Genomic DNA, 22,530 nt, shown 5'->3' with positions numbered 1-22,530 from the left:
GAAAAAGAGGACTGAATGGCGAGTAATAACGTAGCTCAATTTGCCACCGAGCTGAAAATGCAAGCGGAAGCATTGCTAGCGCAATTGCAGGCCGCCGGCGTCAATAAAGCATCGGCGTCCGACAGTTTGTCGAAAGAAGATAAAGACAAATTATTGGAGCACTTACGTCGTTCCCACGGCGTGGCTCCTGATGTCGAGAAGAAAAAAATCACTTTGACTCGTAAGGAAACGACCGAGATCAAGCAGGCGGATGCCACTGGTAAAACACGTACTGTGCAGGTCGAAGTGCGTAAAAAACGCACGTTCGTCAAGCGCGATGATGCAGCACCAGAGGAAAACGTCAAAGCGGCACCAGCGATTGATCCAGTTGAAATGGCACGTCGCGAAGCAGAAGCGCAGGCCGAAGCTGAATTAGCAGCGCGCCGCGAAGCCGAGCTCAAAGAGAAGCAAGAACAATTAGCGAAACTCGAAGCTGAGAAAGAAGCAGAAGCAAAAGCAGCGCGCGAAGCCGAATTGGCAGCAGCAGCGCAAGCAAAAGCTGAAGCAGAAAAAGCAAAGCAAGCGGAAGAAAAACGTGCCAAGGCAAAAACGCCAGCGGCTGCGGTTGACAATGCTGCTGAGGAAGAAGCGAAACGTGTAGCAGCTGAAGCAGCGAAGAAAAAAGCAACTGAAGAGGCGAAAGAAGCAGCTGCTCGTGCAGCAAGCGCTGAAAACGCACGTAAGAAAGTGGCTGACGAAGTTGCGCAAATCAAAGAAATGATGAGCGCGGCACGCAAACCAAAACCAGTGGAAGCACCAGCACCATCCAAAGTGGCTGAAGGTACTTTGCACAAACCAGCCGATAAGAAAGTGGGCGATAAAAAACCTGCTGGCGATAAGAAAGATGCTAAGCCTGCAGTTGCAGCTCCAAGTGCAGATAAGAAATCGATCAAGTCCGCAAACGTGTCTTCAACATGGCAAGAAGATGCTGCGAAAAAACGCAGCGGTGGTTTGAAAACGCGCGGAGCGGCACCAGTTGGTCGTGAAGGTTGGAAGAGTGGTCCTAAAGGCCGCCGTAATCAACATCATGATGAACGCGAAACCAATTTCCAAGTGCCAGTTGAGGCAGTGGTAAAAGATGTCTACGTGCCAGAAACACTGACCGTCGCTGAGTTGGCGCATAAGATGTCTGTGAAAGCATCTGAAGTGATTAAGCATTTGATGAAATTAGGTCAAATGTGCACGATTAACCAAGTTCTCGATCAAGAAACAGCGATGATTCTGGTTGAAGAAATGGGCCACAAAGCGTTTGCTGCGAAGATCGATGATCCAGAAGCGATGCTGACAGACGTTGCAGAACACGCCGATTACGAATCTTCACCACGCGCACCAGTTGTGACGGTGATGGGTCACGTCGATCACGGTAAAACATCTTTGCTCGACTATATTCGTCGCGCCAAAGTGGCTTCCGGTGAGGCGGGTGGTATTACCCAGCACATCGGTGCATACCACGTTGAAACACCACGTGGCATGATCACTTTCTTAGATACCCCAGGTCACGAAGCCTTTACGGCGATGCGTGCTCGTGGTGCGAAGGCAACTGATATTGTTATTCTTGTCGTGGCAGCGGATGACGGCGTGATGCCGCAAACCAAGGAAGCGATTGCGCATGCGAAAGCAGCTGGTGTTCCTTTGGTGGTTGCAATCAATAAGATCGATAAACCATCTGCGAATGCAGACCGCGTGACACAAGAATTGATCGCTGAAGGCGTTGTACCAGAAGAATACGGTGGTGATTCACCATTCGTGCCAGTCTCTGCGAAGACAGGTCAAGGTATTGATTCCTTGCTCGAGAATGTCTTATTGCAAGCTGAAGTGTTGGAATTGAAAGCACCAATCGATGCACCTGCAAAGGGCTTGGTTGTTGAGTCTCGCTTGGATAAAGGCCGCGGTACAGTGGCGACGATCTTGGTTCAATCCGGTACATTGAAACGTGGTGACGTGGTATTGGCGGGTTCATCTTATGGTCGCGTTCGTGCGATGTTGGATGAAAACGGTAAAAATATTAACGAAGCGGGTCCATCTATCCCAGTTGAAATCCAAGGTCTGACAGAAGTTCCAGCCGCGGGTGAAGAAGTGATGGTCATGGTAGATGAGCGCAAAGCACGTGAAATCGCTCTGTTCCGTCAAGGTAAATTCCGTGACGTTAAATTGGCGAAGCAGCAAGCAGCGAAGCTCGAGAACATGTTCGAAAACATGGGCGAAGGCGAACTCAAAAACTTGCCTATCATCGTCAAAACCGACGTTCAAGGTTCGCAAGAAGCTTTGGTTCAATCTTTGGTCAAATTGTCCAACAACGAAGTTCGCGTACAGGTTGTGCATGCAGCGGTCGGTGGTATTTCCGAATCCGACGTCAACTTGGCGGTGGCTTCGAAAGCGGTCATCATCGGCTTTAACACACGTGCAGATGCCTCCGCACGTAAGTTGGCGGAAACCAATGGCGTGGACATTCGCTACTACAACATCATTTACGATGCGGTAGATGAAGTGAAGGCTGCGTTGTCTGGCATGTTGGCACCAGAAAAACGCGAAACAGTGATCGGTATGGTCGAGATTCGTCAAGTATTTACGGTCTCCAAAGTCGGTTCTATTGCGGGTTGCTTGGTCACCGAAGGTATGGTCAAACGTACGTCTTCAGTCCGTTTGTTGCGCAACAACGTAGTGACATGGTCTGGCGAACTCGATTCGCTCAAGCGTTACAAAGACGATGCAAAAGAAGTTCGTGCAGGTATGGAGTGCGGTCTCTCACTCAAAGCCTACAACGATATTCAAGTCGGAGACTTCCTCGAAGTCTTCGAGATCCAAGAAATTGCTCGTACTCTGTAATGAAGTAAAAAAGAGGAAGCGCGAGCTTCCTCTTTCATTTTGACGGTAGCGAAAACCTTTCGTTTTCTGTTGCCGAACTTAAAGCCTCGATCGAACGGGGTGATGATGTAAGTAGAAGGTTTTGTTAGTTCTTATGGCTAAAAATAGTAAATCCATCCCGGCCCGCGGCTTGCGCGTTGCGGATCAAATTCAACGCGATCTGTCTGAAATCATCTGGGCTGAACTCAAAGATCCACGCGTTGGCATGATCACACTGACTGAAGTGCAACTGACGCCTGATTATGCTCATGCAAAAGTGTATTTCACGACATTGGCAGATGAGCCAGCAGCGATCAAACTGACGCAAGAAGGTTTGAACAAGGCCGCAGGTTTCCTGCGTAATCAACTCGGTTTGAAATTGCGTATCCACACTTTGCCGCAACTGCACTTTGTCCACGATACTTCGACGATGCGCGGCATGGCGATGTCGAAATTGATCGATGAAGCGAATGCGACGCGTGCTAAAGATAGCGACATCGACGAAGATGATCACCGCGACGATAAAGAAAAGAGCGAAGATTAATTTCTTCCTTGGGTTGAGATATTGAAAGGCGCAGAGAAGATAGCCAAATACTCTGCGTCTTTTGCTTTTGCGCACCAATATTTGTTATGAGTTTGAACAAGAACCAATGAACCAAGTCATCAAGAAAAAAACACGTCTTCCGATCAACGGCGTACTGTTATTGGATAAACCTGTGGGTTGGTCGAGCAATGATGCCTTGATCAAAGCGAAACGTTTGTTGAATGCGATCAAAGCCGGGCATACCGGCACGCTCGATCCATTCGCTACCGGTTTGCTACCTTTGTGTTTTGGTGAAGCGACGAAATTTTCTGCCGACTTATTGGATGCGGATAAGACGTATCAAACCGTTGTGCATCTCGGTCAGCGCACCAATACAGGTGACACCGAAGGCGAAGTCATAGAGCATAAAGACGTGAATGTCAGCCTAGAACAGATCCAACAAGTGTTGGCCCAATTTCGTGGTGACATCATGCAAGTGCCGCCTATGTATTCAGCCTTGAAGCGTGACGGTAAAGCCTTGTATGAATATGCACGTGAAGGCATTACTTTGGAGCGTGAAGCGCGCCCGGTGACCATACATCTACTCGAGTTTGTCAGTTACGAAGCGCCATTCTTAACTTTGAACGTGCGCTGCAGTAAGGGCACTTATATTCGCGTGCTCGGTGAAGATATCGGTGCAGCACTTGGTTGTGGCGCTCATCTAAACGCGCTTCGTCGTACACAAGTGGGCCATTTGATTCTAGAAAACACCGTCACGCTTGATCAATTGATCGCAATGGAAGAGGCGCAGCGGCTCGAGCTTCTAGCACCCGTTGATGCACTTTTATCGAGTTTTCCTGAAGTTAGTTTGAATGCAGATCTCGCCAAGCGTTTCCTACAAGGACAGCGCATTTCTCTGGATAAAGAAGCAGTTGCTCATCCGCAGCAACTCGGTCGCGTACGTGTCTACAAATCGATGCCCGATAGTGATGCGAAATATCTCCTAGGATCAGCGCAGCTGCAAGAGTATGGCGTGCTAGCACCCGAGCGTTTGATTTCGACGGTTGATCAAAATCAGGCCTAAACTAAGTTCAAACTGAACTTTATTTCAGCTAAATCAAAGCTGCAGATGAGCTTCGTGCATTGCGCGTAGTGGCGTAGAATATGGAAGTTCACTTTGACGAAAGCTCGCCATGTTCCAAGACATTATTCAATTCTGGTTTGAAGAAATCGACAGCAAGAAATGGTGGAGTGTCGATCCTGAATTCGATCAACTGATACAGCAGCGTTTTCATAGCGTGATGTTGCAGGCAGCCGCTGGCGAACTCTACCATTGGCGTACCGATGATCATGGTCGTTTAGCAGAAATCATCGTCCTAGATCAGTTCTCACGCAATGTATATCGCCATACGCCACAAGCATTTGCCCAAGATGCGATGGCCTTAGTGCTTGCGCAAGAAGCGATTCGAGCACAGGCAGATCAAGGCTTAACGCCGATCGAAAGAAACTTTCTCTACATGCCCTTCATGCATAGTGAGTCTCGTGCTATTCACGCTTATGCCGAGAAACTATTCCATGAACACGCGCCCAAAGGAAATTACGAATTTGAATTGAAGCATAAAGCGATTATCGATCGCTTTGGTCGCTACCCGCATCGCAATGCCATCTTGGGACGCGAATCGACTGCGGAAGAAATTGAATTTCTAAAACAAGATGGTTCGAGTTTTTAGGTTTTGCTGCTTAGCACGCTAGGAGAGATTGATGATGCATTTCAAACTTCGACAAATCGGTGTGGCAATCGCTTTGATTGCCATTGGTAGCGCAGGCACTTTACTCGCACAAGCCCTCAGTGATTCACCGCAGCGCCAAGAAAAACAGAGAGCTGAACTACAAGGCCCTAACGGCATTCCCACCGGCATGGAAGTGATTGCTTCGGTGGCGGAATACAAGCCAGGTGAGGGCATCGATCTACATCTGCACCACGGCATAGAAGCCCTGTATGTGGTGCAAGGTGCGCAAATTCAAGTGGCAGGAAAAGAACCGCAGACGCTGCCGACTGGTGCCAGCCTCATGAATTTACGTATGGTGCAGCACGGTGGGTTCAAAGTCATTGGGGATACGCCCTTGAAGTTATTCACGGTGCATATTGTGGACAAAAGTAAGCCTCTTTACGATAAGTCTGCGGGGCTCGCCGGAACGAAGTAAGTGAAGCTTGGTTTATTAATACGATTTGTGTAGGATGCGGTTTCTCCTATTCGAATTTCACTTCATGTCTTCCAGCAAAGTATCAAGCGACCCAGCAAGCCATGCATTCATTCCAGCACAGGCTAATTCAAGCGAACGGAACTTCGGCATCGACTTGCTGCGCGGGTTTTCCATTTTATTCGTCGTTGTTCATCACCTCGCCATGAGTTTTCGCCTGCCTTTGCAACCGAGCTTGGCTGGCGAGTTCTTGAGTAAGCGCATCATCAACGGTATTAGCTTTAATGGCTATGAATCGGTCTTCCTATTTTTTGTCTTGTCTGGTTTTCTGATCACACAACGCTGTTTACAGAACTATGGTGAACTGAGTTCGATTAAATGGCGCCAGTTTTATCGCCAACGCTTTAGCCGGATTTTTCCACTGCTCGCACTTTTATTGGTCGTATTGAGCCTCATGCATTTACTTGGCGTGGACGGCTATGTGGTTCAAGAAAAAGGCCAAACCTTATGGCGGGCTCTGTTGTCTGCTTTAGGTTTACATTTGAATTGGTATGAAGGACAAACCACATGGTTGCCAGCCGCTTGGGATGTCTTATGGTCTTTGTCGATTGAGGAAGTTTTCTATCTCGCGTTTCCATTAATGTGCATTTTCTTGCCGAGGCGCTGGTTAGTCGCAGCTTTGTTGATCTTGGCATTCTCATTGCCATGGACACGTGAGGCGATTGTCGGGAATGAGATTTGGAAAGAAAAAGCCTATTTGCCCGGCATGTCGGCCATTGCTTTCGGTGTATTGACGGCGTTATTGGCACAGGTCTGGAAAACCAGTGAACAGTTTGCGCGTGCTATTGCTGTATTGGGCGGCATAGGCCTGATCGCGATTTATTTCTTCGGTAGTGAAGTATGGAAAGTCATCCATGGCTACAGCATGTTGCTCTTGTGCCTGTCCGCTTGTCTTTTGGTGTTTGCCGCGCAGCATCTCGCACCTCGCCCAAGGTGGGGATGGCAATGGTTGGCGAAGATGGGCTATTTGAGCTATGAAATCTATTTGAGCCATATGTTCATCGTCTTAAGTGTATGCACGGCATATCGTGCTTACTTTGGTGAGAATATGCGATGGACATTTGTCGTATATGTGCCTGTGGTTGTGGGCTGCTTGTTGTTTGGTGTTTTCCTTGAACGCTGGGTTAGCAAGCCTGCTATGCATTATTTGCGTTCGAGACCATTGAAATAGCACGCAAGTCAGTAGGCTTGAATTTGAGGAGAGAATTAATGCGCACCAGTTGGTTATTGATTTTGTTGGCTTTGCCGAGTCTGATCGGCAGCGTGCTCTTGATGCGTTTGGCTGGGGTAGGGCAATCATTACTAATACAGCAGATAGCATTGGCTTTGCTTGGTCTGACCTGCGTGCTATGGATAGACAACGCGCGCCGAAATCAAGACGCGGGCAAAGCTTTGACGATACCACGGCAAGTCCGCAATTCGATTTTGATTCTGGTCCCGATGTTGATCGGCTTGGCTGCTTGTTTCGCGTTCTCTGAAGCCGGGAATCCAAGTCGCTGGATCAAGCTTGGCGGCATTCGCTTGTACTTCTCAGCTGCCGTTTTGCCTTTGGCTTTATACGTGTTTGCTAGGCTGCATTGGCGTTTGGGGTTTTCTGGAATCGGCAGCGTAGCGCTCTTGAGTGTTTTTGCCTTGCTTCTCGCCGCGCAGCCCGATCTATCACAAGTGCTTGCTTTTACGCTTGCTGCGATTTTCATCGTTTGGCATCGTGCTGATAGCATTCTTTTGAAAGCGGGCGGCAGTGCAGTTTGGGCCGTGCTGTGTTATTGGTGTTGGCAACAAGCTGATCCACTCCAACCAGTGCCTTACGTTGAAGGTGTGATTCAAATTGCAGCGAGTGCAGGCAGCATAGCAATGATCGCGGCCATCATTAGCGTCGCTCTATTGCCTGTAGGACTATTCTTCGTTGGCATCAAACGCAGCATGCCTGAATTGATACCGATCGCTTTGTACTACATCGTCATTATGATCTGTGCCTACCGAGGTTTGACGCCTATGCCTTTATTGGGATTTGGTGCGGGGCCGGTGTTGGGGTATTTTGTTTTGTTGGCTGTGCGGCGGAATACTTGAGTTAGGAATCTTTTCACAGACTCATGGGAGAAGTTCAGATGAGATTGATTTTGTAGGATGAATTTAGCTCTCCGAAACAAACACTGTAAGTGATTGAAAGATAAATATGAGTTTTGTGCCGTTACTACTTGATCGTTTTGACATCCGCGCTGATCTTTCAGAAATAGATGTTGAAAGGCTGATTCATGCCCCAAATTTGACAGTCGTTCAAACCCGTCGGCCACTTTCGTGTCAGAGTTGGGCTCTACTGAATGATCGCTTGATAAAGCGTAGGCCAGAGATTCAGATTCGAATCTACGACCAGGGACTGAGCCAGTTCGATTTGAGCATACTTGAATATCTTCCTGATGTCGAAAACCTAGAGCTTGATTATCTTCAAAGCGTGAGTAATTTCAATTTTGTGCTCCGACTTCAGAAACTTAAATCTATTTCTGTAGATATCTTTAACCTCGAAACCTTTGAGTTTCTCGAATCACTACCGCAAGACATTGAGAAGGTGTCGTTGGGAAAGACGAAGTCAAAAAAGCCTTCGCTTAAGGGGTTGGCAAAATTAAAAAATATTCGGGAACTTCACATCGAGGGACAGGCAAAAGATATTCACGCAATTGGTGAACTATGTAAATTGGAAAAACTTGTCTTAAGGTCAGTGACATCTTGCGATATAAGATTCATTCGTAGTTTGCCAAGGTTGTGGTCGCTCGAAATTAAGCTGGGAGGAATTAGCGACTTGAGTCCTTTAGCGGGTTTAGCAAACCTCAAGTATCTTGAGTTGTGGCAGGTTCGGGGGCTTTCTAACCTTTCTGTCCTTGGCAGTCTAACTGGCCTTCAGTTTCTTTTTCTGCAATCCTTGATCAATGTGACCGAGCTACCAGATATGCGTAGTCTCAAAGCCCTCAGACGTGTTTACCTTGAATCTATGAAGGGGCTACAAAATCTCGATGGACTTGCAAAAGCACCAGTGCTTGAAGAGTTCATTCATCTTTGCGCTCTCAATTTTGATCCTGAACATTATGAATCTTTAATTGGTATGCCGTCCCTTCGACGAGGGTTCTTTGGGGTAAGTAATGAAAAGAAAAATAAGCGAGTTGAAGCTTTGATGAAGGAGCACGGAGTCGAACAATATAAGCACGAGGTTTTCCAGTTTCGCTAGTTAGGTTAAGCGATGTATCTCGGTTGTGTCCCACTGAGCAATTTTGTTTTTTGTGTCCGGATGATCATCAATGTGTCGAAAACCTGATATAGGGCTTCGCTCCGCTCAGCACCCACCTACGAATCTCGGGCAACAAAAAAGCGCAAAGAACCGTTTCGCTCCTTGCGCTTTTGCGGTTGAAATAATCGACTAAGAAACAGCCTTCACCACCATCCCAGCAGGCGTATCCTCAACTTCAAATCCCGCCGCCTTAATCGCATCACGCAAACGATCTGACTCCGCCCAGACTTTGTTTTGACGCGCAATCTTGCGTTGTTCGACGAGTTCGAGAATGTGTGCAGGGATTTCCGTTTTCTTTGGTTCCCACACTTTCAGGTTCAAACCTAACATCAAATCGAAATAGTCGAGCGTGGTTTTTTTGTCGGCGTCATTTACGTTGGATTTCAACATCTCCCACATCACAGCAATCGCCTTCGGCAAATTCAAATCTTGATCAATTTCGGCCTTGAAACGGTCGGCGTAGTCTTGGTTGATGCTGCCGCCTGATGGCAAGTTGAAGTAAGTTTCGCGTAGGCGATTCAAACCTGTTTGCGAGGCTTTTAAGGATTCCCAGCTGAAGTTGAGTTGACTGCGATAGTGCGCAGACAAACATAACCAGCGATAAGCGAGTGGGTCGATATTGTCGTCGATCAGTGTTTGCAAACGCAAAAAGTCGCCGCTGGATTTGGACATCTTGCCTGCGTCGATTTGCAAGAAATAGCCATGCATCCAGAAGTTCGCTAAACGGGTGCCGTGGCAGGCTTGGTTTTGTGCGATCTCATTGCTATGGTGAATCGCGATATGGTCTTCGCCACCGCAGTGAATATCAAACCAAGGTTCCAAATATTTGGCTGACATGGCAGAGCATTCGATATGCCAGCCAGGGAAACCACGGCCCCATGGACTATCCCATTCCATTTGACGTGTGCTGCCTTCTGGGCTGAACTTCCACAAGGCGAAGTCGGTTGGATTTTTCTTTTCGCCGATTTCTACGCGTTTGCCGGCTTCTAAGCCTTCGCGGTTGAGGCGCGCGAGATAGCCATAGTCGTCTTGTTTCGAGGTGTCGAAATAGATGCCGTCGGAGGTGCGATAGGTATAGCCTTTTTCTTCGATGACGCTGATGAAATCAATTTGTTCGACAATATGGTCGGTCGCTTTGCACCAGATTTTTGGTTCTAAGATGTTTAAGCGTTGCACATCTTCTTTGAAGGCGACCGTGTATTTCTCGGCGATTTCCCAAGCCGTTTGGCCCGTACGGCGTGAACCTTTTTCCATTTTGTCTTCGCCGTCATCACCGTCCGATACCAAATGGCCGACGTCGGTAATATTGACCACGTGACGTACGTTGTAACCATTGAGCTCTAAGGCGCGGCGTAAAACGTCTTCGAATAAATAGGTGCGTAAGTTACCGATATGCGCGTAGTCATATACGGTAGGGCCGCAACAGTACAAGCCAACCCAGTCCTGGTGAATCGGAGTGAAAGGGCGCAGGGAACGTTCCCAGTTGTCGTAGAGTTGCATAGCCATGTGAATTACTTATCTATTCAATAAAAAAGTGGATCTGTTTTTCGGCGTGGAGTGTGTGCCGCCTAGCCCTCTATTATCGCTTAAATACGGCTTTCTTCACACTGTGTTCGTGATGATGCAAAAGAAACACGGGTAGAGTCGAGAATGTCGTAAATTAATTGGCAAGGGCAGGTCTTAGCGCTACACTGAATTCGTGCACTGAGGAAACTTATTCGCCGAGAAATACGTCGCGCTGACGATCTTGCCAGCCGCCTCCTTGCAGCGTCAAAACAATAAGATCGAGAGACCATCATGTCTGTGCATTATCCCGAAGTCAGCGATAAAGAATACCAAGACCACTATCACGTGCAAGATCATGCATTGGGGCGTAAGGTATTGCGATTTTTGATGTGGGTGAGTTTTCCCTTGCTCTATCTTGATTTTGCTTTGCAAGGCATACATCAGGTCACGGGTTTAATCGAACCCCGAGTGCTTGGACTCATCGTATTGCGCCTTGCGGTGTGCGCTTATGCGTGGTGGATCTTGCGAGTGACAGGAAGGCGTAGCGATCGACCTACTTTTGAATCGCATCTTTATCGTTGGGCCATTCTTGTGTTGGTGACTCAATTGATTAGTGATGTCTTGTCGCCCTCGACGTATTTGGGGCATTTTATTATCGATGCTTGGCTATGCTTGATCGCGACTATCGTTTTGCCTCTACGTCCTGCCTTATTACGCCAGCTCGTGTTCGCCTACTTCTTTGCAAGCTTGGCCTTGGTTTTTGCCAAACAATTCCCATCAGTGTTTTATCAGTTCACAGTGATTGTGATGCTCATTTTGAGCACCTATAGCGGCCAATCGATACATCGCTTTTTGCGTCACTATCGCTTGAAATTGTTGAGTGCCGAATCTGAATTGCAACGTAAAGAAACGACAGATCCACTCACCGGCATCGCGAATCGACGTGAGTTTATGCGTGTGTCAGAAAATGAATTGCAACGTCATCTCAGACTTGGGAAGCCTTTGTCGCTCGTCGTCTTAGATCTCGATCATTTGCAAGAAATTAATTTGCACTATGGCGCCAATGTTGGCGATATGGTTTTGGTGGAGGTCAGCAAACGTATGAAGCGAGCCACGCGCGGTTATGATTGTTTGGCCCGTTACGGTACTGAAGAATTTTGTGTATTACTGCCAGAGGCAGGTGATGAAGTCGGTGAAAAGATTGCGGCTCGTACGCGTTCGACGGTGCAAGCCATGCCTGTCGCGGTTGGTGGACGTGAATTGAAAATTAATGCCAGCGTCGGCTTTGCCACTTCGCGAGAGGGGGATACGGTGGAATCCATGCTGCGCCGCGCGGAAGAGGCTTTAATGCAGGCGAAGGAAGGCGAACACCCTGATGAGGCAGATGCGCTTGACGCTACGCACCCGCCGCAAGCCTTCGCCTAGTTCAATAGTAATTGCGTTCAGCGCAATTCATTTTCGAGGAACTTCCACACACCTTCGTCGCCCATGGCCGCTACGTTTATGCGCATGTGTGTCGACGGCAATTGATGTGGCGAGAACAAACTACCTGGCGCGATTAAGATGCCTTTCTCAAGCGCTTTTTCGGTAAGTGCAATGGTGTCGGTACCGGTTTCTACCCACAGAAACATACCCGCTGGCGTGCGGTATTCGACTTGCATTCCCATTTTTTCCACCCGCGAGGTGACCTCATGACGCGCCGTATCGAGTTTGCTGCGGATACGATCAACGTGCTTGCGATAGTGGCCTTCCGACAAAATTTTGTGCACAACGCGTTCACAAATTTCATTGGTGGTTAAGGTCGATAACATTTTCCGGTCCGAGAAACGAATCGCGTTTTGATGCGAGGTTGCAATGAATCCCACGCGTAGATTCGCTGCCAATGTCTTAGAAAATCCGCCAAGGTAAATGACGCGATTGAGTTGATCTAGGGCGGCAAGTCGTGTCGCCGGCTGCACTGCCGACCCAGGATGCATATCGCAATAGACATCGTCTTCCACAATCATGAAGTCATGTTGCTCTGCGGTCTTCAGTACCTGAAAGGCCTTCGCCGCTGATAGGGACGTGGAAGTCGGGTTATGTAATACGGAATGAATGATATAGAGCTTAGGCTTGTGCAAGGCAGCGAGCTCCGCCAACTTCGCGACATCTGGGCCATCATGTAGACGAGGGATGCCAATGACTTTGGCGCCTAGGGTAGCGAAAGTACCAAACATCAAAAACCAAGCTGGATCGTCGACAAAAATCGTATCGCCAGGTTGCGTAAATTCGCTGGCAACTAAATCGAGTGCTTGAGTAACGCCATTGGTCGTCACAATTTGTTCGGGTGAGGCGGCAATCTCAAGTTCGGCTAACTTCAATTGCAGTTGCTGACGTAATGGCAAAAAGCCTTGTTGCGTGCCGTAATGCAGCAGCAGGTTTTGATTTAAGCGACTAATCGAACGCAAGCCATTGGCAACCAATTCACCATCGAGCCATTCATGCGGCAACAGACCTGAGCCTGGCATCTTCTGTGGTGGCAATTGGCGGAACATATTTCGAATCAGCCACACCACGTCAGGCTGTTGCGAGGTCGGTAGTGGTTGAGTAACAGGACTGAGATTATTGAGCAAAGAAGCGCGTTCGCGCACAAAGAAGCCCGAGCCGCGACGAGACTCAAGATAGCCATTGGCAACTAAACGATCGTAGGCTTCCACCACGGTAAAGCGCGATACTTTCTGCTCGTCGGCGAATTGTCGTATCGACGGCATGCGCGATCCGGTTCGCAATAATTTGTCATCGATGCGACAGGCAACTGAGCGTACGATCTGTTCGACCAAAGAGCCGCCTGAATCGCGCGAGACCATCGGGCTGCTGCCGAGGTTAGCGGGTTTTGTCATAAGAAATTCTCACAGGAATTTTTGTATCGGTGATTTTGCCATGACAGTGTGAAATCTATTTTTGTAATTGTATTGGTACTGTATCGGTATTTGCGGGTAGCATAGCATAAAGAACAAGCATATCAAGCTTGATAAAGTGGTCGTTACAACCTTTTACAAGCCGTGTATTTTGCGCAGTTTCTCGCTAAGAAGTGGCTTTTTGGTGGTATGACGGTGGCTGTTTTTGGTTTTTGTTTTCACAGAAAAACCCCGAAATCCTTCAAATTTGGACATAAAGTCGCGTGAATTTGACGGGTTTTTGTAATTTAAGCGTAGCTTGAGGGTGGTTTAAAGCGCGCTAGACTCGTACAATGATGGATTAAGCTGAATTTGATTCGGCATGAGCTTTACTTTTATTGATTTCGCCCACTTCCTGCAAGGAAACTGCGCGGCTACGCATAGGAAACTGTTATGTCCGTCTACGAAAAACTGAAAGCCCTCAACATTGAATTGCCAGCGGTTGCTGCTCCTGCCGCTGCGTATGTAATGCATGCGCAGACAGGAAATACCGTGTTTATTTCTGGTCACATCGCCAAGAAAGACGGTAAGGTTTGGGTCGGTAAGTTGGGCCAAACGATGGAAACAGCAGAAGGTAAAGAAGCGGCACGTTTGATTGCGATTGATTTGATGGCGACCTTGCAAGACGCATGTGGTGGTGATTTGACCCGCGTTAAACGCATCGTGAAATTAATGAGTCTGGTAAATTCCACTCCAGATTATACGGAACAGCATTTGGTCACCAATGGCGCATCTGAGTTGATCGGTGAAGTGTTTGGCGAACAAGGTAAGCATGCACGTTCCGCTTTTGGCGTAGCGCAGATCCCATTGGGTGCTTGCGTTGAAATTGAAATGATTGCGGAAATCGCGTAAGTCGTACTTTCTTACGCCAAGTCCACAAGAGAAGACAAATGTGCCGCGACAAAGTGGCACAGCATCATCGCCGAGACCGATGGTGTGAAAAAGTTTGATTAATAAGAACGATTAATTTTTGAAGTGAACCAAGAATATGAGTAAGCTAAATTTGACCCCAATTAACTGGAAATTTTCTGAGCGTGCGGAGCAGCTGCAAAGCTCCGCGATTCGCGAAATCTTGAAAGTGACCATGCGTCCTGAAGTGATTTCGTTTGCCGGTGGTTTGCCTTCGCCAGAAACTTTCCCAGTAGATCGTATGCGTGCCGCGTTCGATAAGGTCTTGGCTGAAAATGGAAAAGCTGCTTTGCAATATGGCCCAACAGATGGCTATACACCTCTGCGTCAATTTATCGCGGACTCTTTGTCTACTGCAGATTGCAAAATCGTTCCAGAACAAATCATGATGACGTCTGGTTCGCAACAAGGTTTGGATTTGTTGGCAAAAGTCTTGGTCGATGAAGGTAGTAAAATTTTGGTGGAAACACCGAGCTACCTCGGTGCTTTGCAAGCTTTTTCAGTGTATCGCCCAGAGTTCGTTTCTGTAGAGATGGACAATGATGGTGTGGTTCCAGCCTCTGTTGCAGCGAAAGGCGAGGGCGCGAAATTGTTCTACGCTTTGCCTAACTTCCAAAATCCGACTGGCCGTACGTTGTCGATTGAACGTCGTCAAGAATTGGTCGAAACATGCGCGCGCATGGGCATTCCTTTGATCGAAGATAATCCATACGGTGATTTGTGCTACAGCGGCGAACCTTTGCCGAAGTTGTTGAATATGAATCCAGATGGCGTTATTTACCTCGGTTCTTTCTCTAAGATTTTGACGCCTGGTATTCGCTTGGGTTACATGGTTGCGCCGATTCCATTGATTCGCAAATTGGAACAAGCTAAACAGGCGACTGACTTGCATACGTCGACCTTGACACAAATGGCTGTGTATGAAGTGATCAAAGATGGCTTCTTGCAAGAACATATTCCAAGCATTCGTCGTTTCTACTCCGCGCAATGCGATGTGATGTTGGAAGCGATGACGAAGAACTTCCCAGAAGGCGTGACCTGGACACGTCCACTCGGCGGTATGTTCATTTGGGTGACTTTGCCTAAGCATATCCACAGCAAAGAATTGTTGGATGAAGCGATTGCGAACAATGTGGCCTTCGTGCCTGGCGGTCCTTTCTATGCGAACGAAGCGGAAACGAATACATTCCGTTTGAGTTTTGTGACGGTATCGCCAGAGAAAATCAATGAAGGTATCGAAAAAATTGGTAAATTGATCAAAGCACGTATGTAAAAACGATTTAGGTTCAAACCAACAGGGTTCAAATCAAAAAAAGGCTAGTCTGTGAAGGCTGGCCTTTTTTGTATTTATCGTGAGAACGATATTATTTTTGCTATGCCGAATTCGTCATGGGCTTCACTGCAAACGACAAGACCGCTAGCGCAAAGTTTGATACATTCCAGTGTATGTCCTAACACTGTGTTGATATAAAAGAAGGAAATCGAATGATTGGTATTGGTGGATCGAACGCTGCGACCGAGTTGGCAGCCATCTCAAAAGATTTGTCTCATGTGCGCCCGATTACGGAAGGCGAACGCCAGCAACGTCGACAACAAGCGGCCCAGTTAATGCAGCAAAACGGCATCGCCGCTTTGGTCTTGAGCGCGAGTGCGAGTCTGTATTATTTCACCGGCCTTTCTTGGTATCAAAGCGAACGCTTGGTCGGTGCAGTCTTGACCGCCGATGGCAAATTGATTTTTGTTAGCCCAGCGTTTGAAGAATCTAAATTGCGTGAAACCTTGGGCGATCAAGCTTTGATTCGCTTATGGGAAGAAGATGAAAGCCCGTATGCCTTAGTAGCAGCTATTTTGGCTGATGAAAAACTCAGTGGCACGATAGCGCTCGATGAAGCAGCACCGTTCTTCATCGCAGATGGTCTGCGTCAGGCATTGAGTTCCTACCAGATCGTGAATGCGATGGCCGTGACTGCCGCATGTCGGATGCACAAATCGGACAATGAAATCTCGTTGATGCAGGCGGCAAAGAATATTACGCTGGAAGTGCATAAACGCGCAGCACGCATTTTGCGAGAAGGAATTTCTTCCTTCGAAGTTGCCGACTTCATTAATCAAGCACACCGCGCCTACGGTGGCAGTAGTTCTACGTTTTGTATCGTCAGTTTTGGCCTACCAACGTCAATTCCGCATGGCCCAGATGGTGTGCAGTATTTGAAAGAGGGCGATATGGTCTTGATCGATACTGGTTGCATGATTGAACGCTATCATTCCGACATCACGCGTAGTTACGTGTTTGGTGAACCAACTGCTCGCCAACGCAGCATGTGGAATTTGGAAAAAGAAGCGCAAGCCGCCGCTTTCGATGCTGCGCAAATTGGTGTGCCGTGCGAGGAGGTCGATCTCGCCGCACGTCGCGTGCTGGAAGCCGCTGGACTAGGACCAGGCTACAAGACCCCGGGTTTACCACATCGCACCGGACATGGCATTGGTCTTGATATTCATGAATGGACTTACCTCGTCAAAGGCAATAAGACGCCATTGGCAAAAGGCATGTGCTTTAGCAATGAACCGATGATTTGTCTCGACGGTGAATTTGGTATTCGTCTTGAAGACCATTTCTACATGGCTGAGACCGGCCCTCGTTGGTTTACCGAGCAAAGCCACGCCGTCGATGCACCTTTTGGTGGTTAAAATTGCACGATTTCTGATGTTGTTTGTCTTTCCCAAAAGCCTACGGACGCCTGTCGACCTAGGCTTTTTTTGTTGTTGCATCACATTAACAGGTAAAATGCTGGCTTATATTGAACTCGCTTTTCCCTATGAGCAAATTGTCATTTGACCGGATCTTGCAATCGCAGGGTTTTGGTACCCGTAAATATTGTCGTGAATTGATCGAAGACGGTGAAGTGTCGATCAATGGTGAAGTGCATGACAACTACAAAGAGCTAATCGAAACTGAAGGCTTGGTATTTACCATTTTTGAAGAAGAATGGACTTATCGTCAGCATGTGTATATTTGCCTCAATAAGCCCGCTAACTTCGAGTGCTCGCGCAAACCATCGCACCATCCTGGGGTTTTGACTCTGCTTCCAGATCAACTAAGCTGGCGTGATGTGCAACCAGTGGGGCGTCTTGATCACGACACGACGGGTATGTTGTTGATGTCGGACGATGGCCCTTTCATTCATATGCAATCATCGCCCAAGCGACATATTCCTAAAATTTATGTGGCCACTACTGCCGAGCCCGTGACCGATGATTTGGTTAAAGAGTTATTAGGCGGGGTGCAGTTACATGACGAACCTGCGCCTTTAGCTGCACAGAGCTGTGTACGCTTAAGTGAGTTTCAGCTGCAAATCGTTTTGGAACAAGGAAAGTATCACCAAGTGAAGCGCATGTTGGCGGCTGCTGGAAATCATTGTGCTGCCTTGACACGTACAGCCATCGGGCAATTGCAACTAGCCTCACTTGGATTGGAAGAAGGGGAGTGGTGTTATCTCGATCCTGAACATTTGGCCTTGCTAGTTCCGGATAGCGAAACCTAGTTTCTCGCCGCTCTTGTTGTAACAGAATTGGTGTTCACTGTTGTAAGGGGAAACGTATGCCTGTTATCGCTGTAATCAACCCCAAAGGGGGTGTCGGTAAAAGTACTTTGTCGACCAATTTGGCTGGCTATTTTGCAGCGCAAGGTCATAAAGTGATGCTCGGCGATGCCGATCGTCAGCAATCTTCGCGGGCGTGGTTGAGTTTGCGATCGTCAGGTTTACCAGTCATCGCGACTTGGGAGTTGAGCGACGGGAATATCGTCAAACCTCCAAAAGGCACCACCCACGTCGTGATTGATACCCCCGCGGGTTTGAAGGGATCTAAGCTCGATGCGATTTTAAAATTGGCAGATAAAGTTATTGTGCCATTGCAAGCGTCGATGTTTGATATCTTGGCGACGGAGGATTTTCTTAAAACCTTGTCGGCACGTGAGACCAAACAGAGTGTTGCTGTGCTCGGTATGCGGGTGAATGCGCGTACTAAGGCGGCAGATCAATTGGCGCATTACGTAGGGCAGCTTGGCTTGCCGGTTTTGGGCTATTTGCGTGATACGCAGAACTATATCCAGCTCGCTGCGCATGGGGCGACGTTGTGGGATGTCGCACCGTCAAAGGTCGAAAAAGATTTAGCGCAATGGGATCAGCTAATTGCGTGGTTGAATCAAAAGTAGTTGTTTGAGAACGAGCAGCGCTCGCGAGTTTGTAGGAGACACTTCGTTACGGTAAGCGTAGCGAAGCATAATCATAAAAAAGAGTGAGACCACCTATGCATTTCACCATTTTCAAAACCCCTATCATCAGCACACTGGTGCGTTGGATGTCGATCTTTATTTTGCGCTTGTTTGGGTGGCGGGTCGATAGTAGCGCACAAGTGCCAGCGAAATGTGTACTAATCGGTGCGCCGCATACGAGCAATTGGGATTTTCCACTTGCTTTGATGATTTGTTTTGTCTTGAGAATTGATGTGTATTGGATGGGGAAGAATTCTCTGTTCCCACCTGTGTTTGGCGGCATTATGCGTTGGTTGGGAGGGATCCCGGTAGATCGTTCCCAAGCAGGTAATTTGGTACAAGGAACAATTGACGCTTTCAATCGTAGTGAAAGACTATTGGTCATCGTTCCGCCAGAGGGAACTCGAGGTAAAGTGACACGTTGGAAAACCGGCTTCTACTATATTGCTCATGGAGCAGGCGTACCGTTGGGCTTAGGTTACGTTGACTTCAAGGAAAAAATTGGCGGTGTCGGGAAAATGTTCTATCCTAGTGGCAATATTGAAGAAGATATGGTGGAGATTCGCGCATTCTATGCAGGAGTTACGGGCAAAAATCCCCAACAGTTTGATTCAGAACATATACAAATAAAAAAGTAAAAGCAAAGCGGAAGTCTTTGCTGATACCGGCGGAGGAATCGCATGTTGAAAAAAGCTTCAAGCAAATCATCGCCTAAAGCAGCCTTGCTAAAATCGAGTAATGGCGATGATAAATTCACCACTTATGTGGCTGGCTTTGTATTAGTCGTGTTCTGTATTGCTGCTTTCATTATTTATCAGAATCGCTTCTCTAGTCGAAATGCGGCCAATCTCACTTATGTCGAACTTAAACAAACGATCGTCAATGATCAGGGTGTCGTAGCGCGTATGGCGGTGACCGTGCAAGTCAATATCGGAGATGAAGATTGGCTGAAAGAGCATGAGCGTGCCATGAATGACATGTTCAAGAAAGAAATTGCAACTATGGATGTTGATAGTCTGCGTTCCAAAGACGGTTTCAACGAAATTCAGGCTGAGTTGAAACGACGCTTCAATCTAGAATTTAAGACCGATAAGGTACAAGAAGTGATGGTCACCGATCTGCTTCTGCAGGACCAACGTAAGTAGTTTTCAAGTACTACTACAAATCAACCTGATCGAGTTTTTTGAAACGTATGGTTGCTTCCTCGAGCAGAGTATCAAGCGAGGCTTGATCCAGTTTGAGACTATCCCAAGAAACAACATTCACTGAAATGGTTTGCGCGCCGCTATCAGCGTTGGCACTCAACATGTGTGCAATGCCGTCTGCAACATGCACAATAGAGGCGAGAAAACCTCGTCCAGGTTGGTCTGGATGATGATGTGCGGCGATGGTATTTCGCATCACGTCAGAAAAATGCCATTGCTCTGCTAGAGCTTCGCCCACGCTCGCATGGTCAACGCCGAGCACCTTAATTTCTGCTTCATATTGAGTCGCAAGGTGTTCTTTGCGATAGGCAATGACTTCCTCAAACTGTCTTGGATATAGGCTAACAAGAGCAAGTAGGCCGATGTCATGTAGTAAGCCTGCGGTGAAGGCTACATCCTCGTTAAAGCTCATTCGTCTCGCGATCAACTTGGCTGTAAATGCTACTGCGTTTGAATGGCGCCAAAACGCTTTATGGTCGAAACCTTTGCAATTATTTTCGGGGAAGCAACCAGAAAGAGCTGCTGACAGAACGAGCTGTCTTACCGTGTCAAAGCCCATCAAAGAAATGGCTTGTTGAATGGTCGTGACTTTAATTAGTGTTGAGTAAAATGGGGAATTGGCATAGCGCAGGGTCTTCGCAGTCAATGCTAAATCTTGCGTGACCTTATGCGCTAACTCTGCGGTATCGATGTCTTCGTTATCGAGGGTATTGAGAATTTCCATGACGATTGCCGGCAAAGTCGGCAGATCTTTGAGATTCTCGGTGACTTCTTCCAGACTAAGATGCGCCATAGATTTTTTCCCGAAGCAGGAATACACGCGCTGTGTGTATTCATAAATGCAATACGGAATAGCTTGCCAGAAAATGCTGCTTTAGTGCATGTTTTTTCAATAATTCATCAAGGATTGTTGTAATCCTTGATGAATTTTGATTGCACGGTTTCGGGTCGTCCAGAAAAGTCTCTGATACTCGAACCGTATCAGGCTTCGTCTAAGCGTGAGACTAAACGTTTTTCAGAGATGCTCGCTTTGGCCCGCTCGAGCATATCAATCGCAGCAGGACCACGTAATAATGTAACAGCGACCGCGAGGGCATCGATGTAAGTGAGGTGAGCGAGACGCGAAGTCATCGGGGTGTAGATGTCTGGATCTTCTTCGACGTCAACACTGATATGCACGTCAGCGAGTTCCGCCAATGGCCCGCCACTGGCACATAAGACCAAGACTTTTGCACCGGTATCTTTAGCCAGCTGCACGCTGCGAATTAAGTCGCGTGTGCGACCTGTACGAGAAAATGCGACCACGAGGCAATCGCTATTGAGCAAGCTTGCCGACTGCGCTTGCAAGTGAGCGTCGCAGAATACCGTGGTAGGGATGCCGAAACGGAAAAACTTTAATTGCGCATCGATCGCCAAGGCACCTGAATAGCCGAGGCCATAACATTCGATACGACGGGCACGGGCGAGTAAATTGACGGCTGCCTCGAAGTTGGCGCTATTGGCGGTGTTGCGTGCTTCCATCAGTGCTGCAATGGTGCGATCGAAAACTTTGGGCAATACATCTTTAACGTGATCTGCTTGATTGACATCGAGATGAAGATAGGGGATACCAGTCGCCAAGCTCTTGGCAAACGCCAACTTAAACGATTTGAAACCGTCAAAACCTAATGACTGCGCAAAACGGGCCACGGTAGGTTCAGACACATTGCACACTTGAGCCAAAACACGAATCGACATCTCGAGCGCATCATGCGGCTTCTGCAGAAGAAATTCCGCCACCTGACGCTCAGCCCGGCTGAGCGCTGTGCTAGCGACGCGTATGCGCGCCAGCAATCCTTTTTCAGGTGGATTGTTGGTCGAATTATTTTTTTTGGAAAGAACGTTGACCATGTGAAGTACTTTCTGCGTGAATAAATGTCGTGCTGTGCTAGGTATTCACTCCCACCTTGTGGGCGGGTAGTGAAAAGATTTCTCAATCTCGTGCAAACTAGGCTGTAGCCATTCCTTACTTTGATTTTTGGATCGAATTAAGGACACCAAAAAACTTCGATTTTACACTTAGCTTGCTTCAAAAGATTAGTAATTGGCAAACTCGTTGTGAGAGCATTTTCTAAAACCTGACGTTTTTCATTGCCTGTGATCACCAACCAGATTTTTTCGGTTTCCAATAAGCGTGGCAAGGACAAAGAAATTCGCGTTTGATGTGTCTGCGGGTGTACGGCAGCTAAACAATTTAAATTGTCTGCCTGAACCGGAGCACCAGGAAACAGCGAGGCGATATGACCATCAGCACCCATGCCTAAAAGTACCGCACTAAAGCGTTGCGGCAATTGCTGGTTCAAACGCTCATTAATAGCTTCGATAGCAACTTCAGGTGTACTTGCAGCATTCTTCAGTGATACCAAGTTCCAATTTTTGCGATAGGACAGTGGCAGGCATTGCTTGAACAAGCCTTCATTACTTTGCGGATCGCTATCTTGCACCCAACGTTCGTCGGTTGCAGCTAAGCGCACATCAGATGGACTACGATTCGCCAGTGCTTGATCTAATTCGCGGTACACTGGCGCAGGCGTGGTGCCTCCCGCCAGAGCAAATGCGGCTGGCCGATCGGATTTGGCGGCATCATCAATAATGCCTACCCACTCATTGACCAGTGATTTACTAAGTTCGCTGAAGTTAGCAAAGCTATTGAATTGAACTGAGGACTGCAACTGAGCTTCCATGTTTACTTTCTCGCTTTATCGTGTGCTTTT

General features: G+C 47.7%; 21 protein-coding genes. 16 read left to right on the top strand and 5 right to left on the bottom strand.

The window, feature by feature from the left end; all coding sequences use genetic code 11:
* Positions 1 to 15: 15 nt before the first annotated feature.
* The 8 genes from infB (at position 16) to H8K36_RS04200 (ending at position 8,888) form a co-directional block, all read left to right on the top strand.
* Positions 16 to 2,865: a translation initiation factor IF-2 gene (infB, locus tag H8K36_RS04235; RefSeq protein WP_186914931.1), complete on the top strand. Its 2,850-nt coding sequence runs from the start codon at positions 16 to 18 to the stop codon at positions 2,863 to 2,865.
* A gap of 133 nt (positions 2,866 to 2,998) precedes the next feature.
* A complete protein-coding gene (gene rbfA, locus H8K36_RS04230) occupies positions 2,999 to 3,427 on the top strand; it encodes a 30S ribosome-binding factor RbfA (RefSeq protein ID WP_186914932.1) in 429 nt (142 codons plus the stop codon).
* 106 nt (positions 3,428 to 3,533) lie between these two features.
* Positions 3,534 to 4,490 (top strand): tRNA pseudouridine(55) synthase TruB, encoded by a 957-nt coding sequence (gene truB, locus H8K36_RS04225; protein WP_186914933.1) that lies wholly within the window; start codon positions 3,534 to 3,536, stop codon positions 4,488 to 4,490.
* Positions 4,491 to 4,599: 109 nt separating this feature from the next.
* Positions 4,600 to 5,136 carry a DUF924 family protein gene (locus H8K36_RS04220; protein WP_186914934.1) on the top strand — a complete coding sequence of 179 codons (537 nt, stop codon included), beginning with the start codon at positions 4,600 to 4,602 and terminating at the stop codon, positions 5,134 to 5,136.
* Between the two features lie 31 nt (positions 5,137 to 5,167).
* On the top strand, positions 5,168 to 5,611 hold the full coding sequence (locus tag H8K36_RS04215) for a cupin domain-containing protein (RefSeq protein WP_222611109.1): 444 nt from the start codon (positions 5,168 to 5,170) through the stop codon (positions 5,609 to 5,611).
* 64 nt (positions 5,612 to 5,675) lie between these two features.
* The gene (locus H8K36_RS04210) at positions 5,676 to 6,839 is read left to right on the top strand and encodes an acyltransferase family protein (protein WP_186914935.1); all 1,164 of its coding nucleotides are present in this window, start codon (positions 5,676 to 5,678) and stop codon (positions 6,837 to 6,839) included.
* Positions 6,840 to 6,877: 38 nt separating this feature from the next.
* Positions 6,878 to 7,738 carry a hypothetical protein gene (locus tag H8K36_RS04205; RefSeq protein ID WP_186914936.1) on the top strand — a complete coding sequence of 287 codons (861 nt, stop codon included), beginning with the start codon at positions 6,878 to 6,880 and terminating at the stop codon, positions 7,736 to 7,738.
* 106 nt (positions 7,739 to 7,844) lie between these two features.
* The gene (locus H8K36_RS04200; RefSeq protein ID WP_186914937.1) at positions 7,845 to 8,888 is read left to right on the top strand and encodes a leucine-rich repeat domain-containing protein; all 1,044 of its coding nucleotides are present in this window, start codon (positions 7,845 to 7,847) and stop codon (positions 8,886 to 8,888) included.
* Between the two features lie 189 nt (positions 8,889 to 9,077).
* Here the strand turns inward: H8K36_RS04200 and cysS are convergent, their stop codons facing one another.
* Positions 9,078 to 10,454, bottom strand: a complete 1,377-nt coding sequence (gene cysS / locus H8K36_RS04195; protein ID WP_186914938.1) for a cysteine--tRNA ligase — start codon at positions 10,452 to 10,454, stop codon at positions 9,078 to 9,080.
* A gap of 291 nt (positions 10,455 to 10,745) precedes the next feature.
* On the opposite strand from cysS, the gene H8K36_RS04190 reads away from it, so the two are divergent.
* Positions 10,746 to 11,879: a GGDEF domain-containing protein gene (locus tag H8K36_RS04190; RefSeq protein ID WP_186914939.1), complete on the top strand. Its 1,134-nt coding sequence runs from the start codon at positions 10,746 to 10,748 to the stop codon at positions 11,877 to 11,879.
* Positions 11,880 to 11,896: 17 nt separating this feature from the next.
* Here the strand turns inward: H8K36_RS04190 and H8K36_RS04185 are convergent, their stop codons facing one another.
* On the bottom strand, positions 11,897 to 13,333 hold the full coding sequence (locus H8K36_RS04185; RefSeq protein WP_186914940.1) for an aminotransferase-like domain-containing protein: 1,437 nt from the start codon (positions 13,331 to 13,333) through the stop codon (positions 11,897 to 11,899).
* Between the two features lie 450 nt (positions 13,334 to 13,783).
* Between H8K36_RS04185 and H8K36_RS04180 the strand changes: the two genes are divergently transcribed.
* The 7 genes from H8K36_RS04180 (at position 13,784) to H8K36_RS04150 (ending at position 19,717) form a co-directional block, all read left to right on the top strand.
* Entirely contained in the window at positions 13,784 to 14,242 is a 459-nt protein-coding gene (locus tag H8K36_RS04180; RefSeq protein ID WP_186914941.1) for a RidA family protein, read from the top strand.
* Positions 14,243 to 14,378: 136 nt separating this feature from the next.
* Positions 14,379 to 15,572 carry an aminotransferase-like domain-containing protein gene (locus H8K36_RS04175; protein ID WP_186914942.1) on the top strand — a complete coding sequence of 398 codons (1,194 nt, stop codon included), beginning with the start codon at positions 14,379 to 14,381 and terminating at the stop codon, positions 15,570 to 15,572.
* A 212-nt stretch (positions 15,573 to 15,784) separates the two neighbouring features.
* Positions 15,785 to 16,987, top strand: a complete 1,203-nt coding sequence (locus H8K36_RS04170) for a M24 family metallopeptidase (protein ID WP_186914943.1) — start codon at positions 15,785 to 15,787, stop codon at positions 16,985 to 16,987.
* 128 nt (positions 16,988 to 17,115) lie between these two features.
* Positions 17,116 to 17,841: a pseudouridine synthase gene (locus tag H8K36_RS04165; protein WP_186914944.1), complete on the top strand. Its 726-nt coding sequence runs from the start codon at positions 17,116 to 17,118 to the stop codon at positions 17,839 to 17,841.
* A 56-nt stretch (positions 17,842 to 17,897) separates the two neighbouring features.
* Positions 17,898 to 18,512, top strand: coding sequence for a ParA family protein (locus tag H8K36_RS04160; protein ID WP_186914945.1), 615 nt, complete (start codon positions 17,898 to 17,900; stop codon positions 18,510 to 18,512).
* A gap of 95 nt (positions 18,513 to 18,607) precedes the next feature.
* Positions 18,608 to 19,210: a lysophospholipid acyltransferase family protein gene (locus H8K36_RS04155; RefSeq protein ID WP_186914946.1), complete on the top strand. Its 603-nt coding sequence runs from the start codon at positions 18,608 to 18,610 to the stop codon at positions 19,208 to 19,210.
* Positions 19,211 to 19,252: 42 nt separating this feature from the next.
* Entirely contained in the window at positions 19,253 to 19,717 is a 465-nt protein-coding gene (locus H8K36_RS04150; protein WP_186914947.1) for a flagellar basal body-associated FliL family protein, read from the top strand.
* A gap of 13 nt (positions 19,718 to 19,730) precedes the next feature.
* Here H8K36_RS04150 and H8K36_RS04145 read toward each other — a convergent pair whose 3' ends face one another.
* The 3 genes from H8K36_RS04145 to pgl all read right to left on the bottom strand — a co-directional run bounded on the left by H8K36_RS04145 (position 19,731) and on the right by pgl (position 22,500).
* Positions 19,731 to 20,570: an HDOD domain-containing protein gene (locus H8K36_RS04145; RefSeq protein ID WP_186914948.1), complete on the bottom strand. Its 840-nt coding sequence runs from the start codon at positions 20,568 to 20,570 to the stop codon at positions 19,731 to 19,733.
* Positions 20,571 to 20,758: 188 nt separating this feature from the next.
* Entirely contained in the window at positions 20,759 to 21,667 is a 909-nt protein-coding gene (locus tag H8K36_RS04140) for an SIS domain-containing protein (protein WP_186914949.1), read from the bottom strand.
* Positions 21,668 to 21,804: 137 nt separating this feature from the next.
* Entirely contained in the window at positions 21,805 to 22,500 is a 696-nt protein-coding gene (gene pgl, locus H8K36_RS04135) for a 6-phosphogluconolactonase (RefSeq protein ID WP_186914950.1), read from the bottom strand.
* Positions 22,501 to 22,530: the final 30 nt, after the last annotated feature.

This window comes from Affinundibacterium nitidum, from assembly GCF_014284155.1.
In the GTDB taxonomy this organism is placed as follows: Bacteria; Pseudomonadota; Gammaproteobacteria; order Burkholderiales; family Burkholderiaceae_D; genus Undibacterium; species Undibacterium nitidum.
Note: the sequence above shows the minus strand (reverse complement) of the source record. Positions and strands in the feature narration are given on the sequence as shown.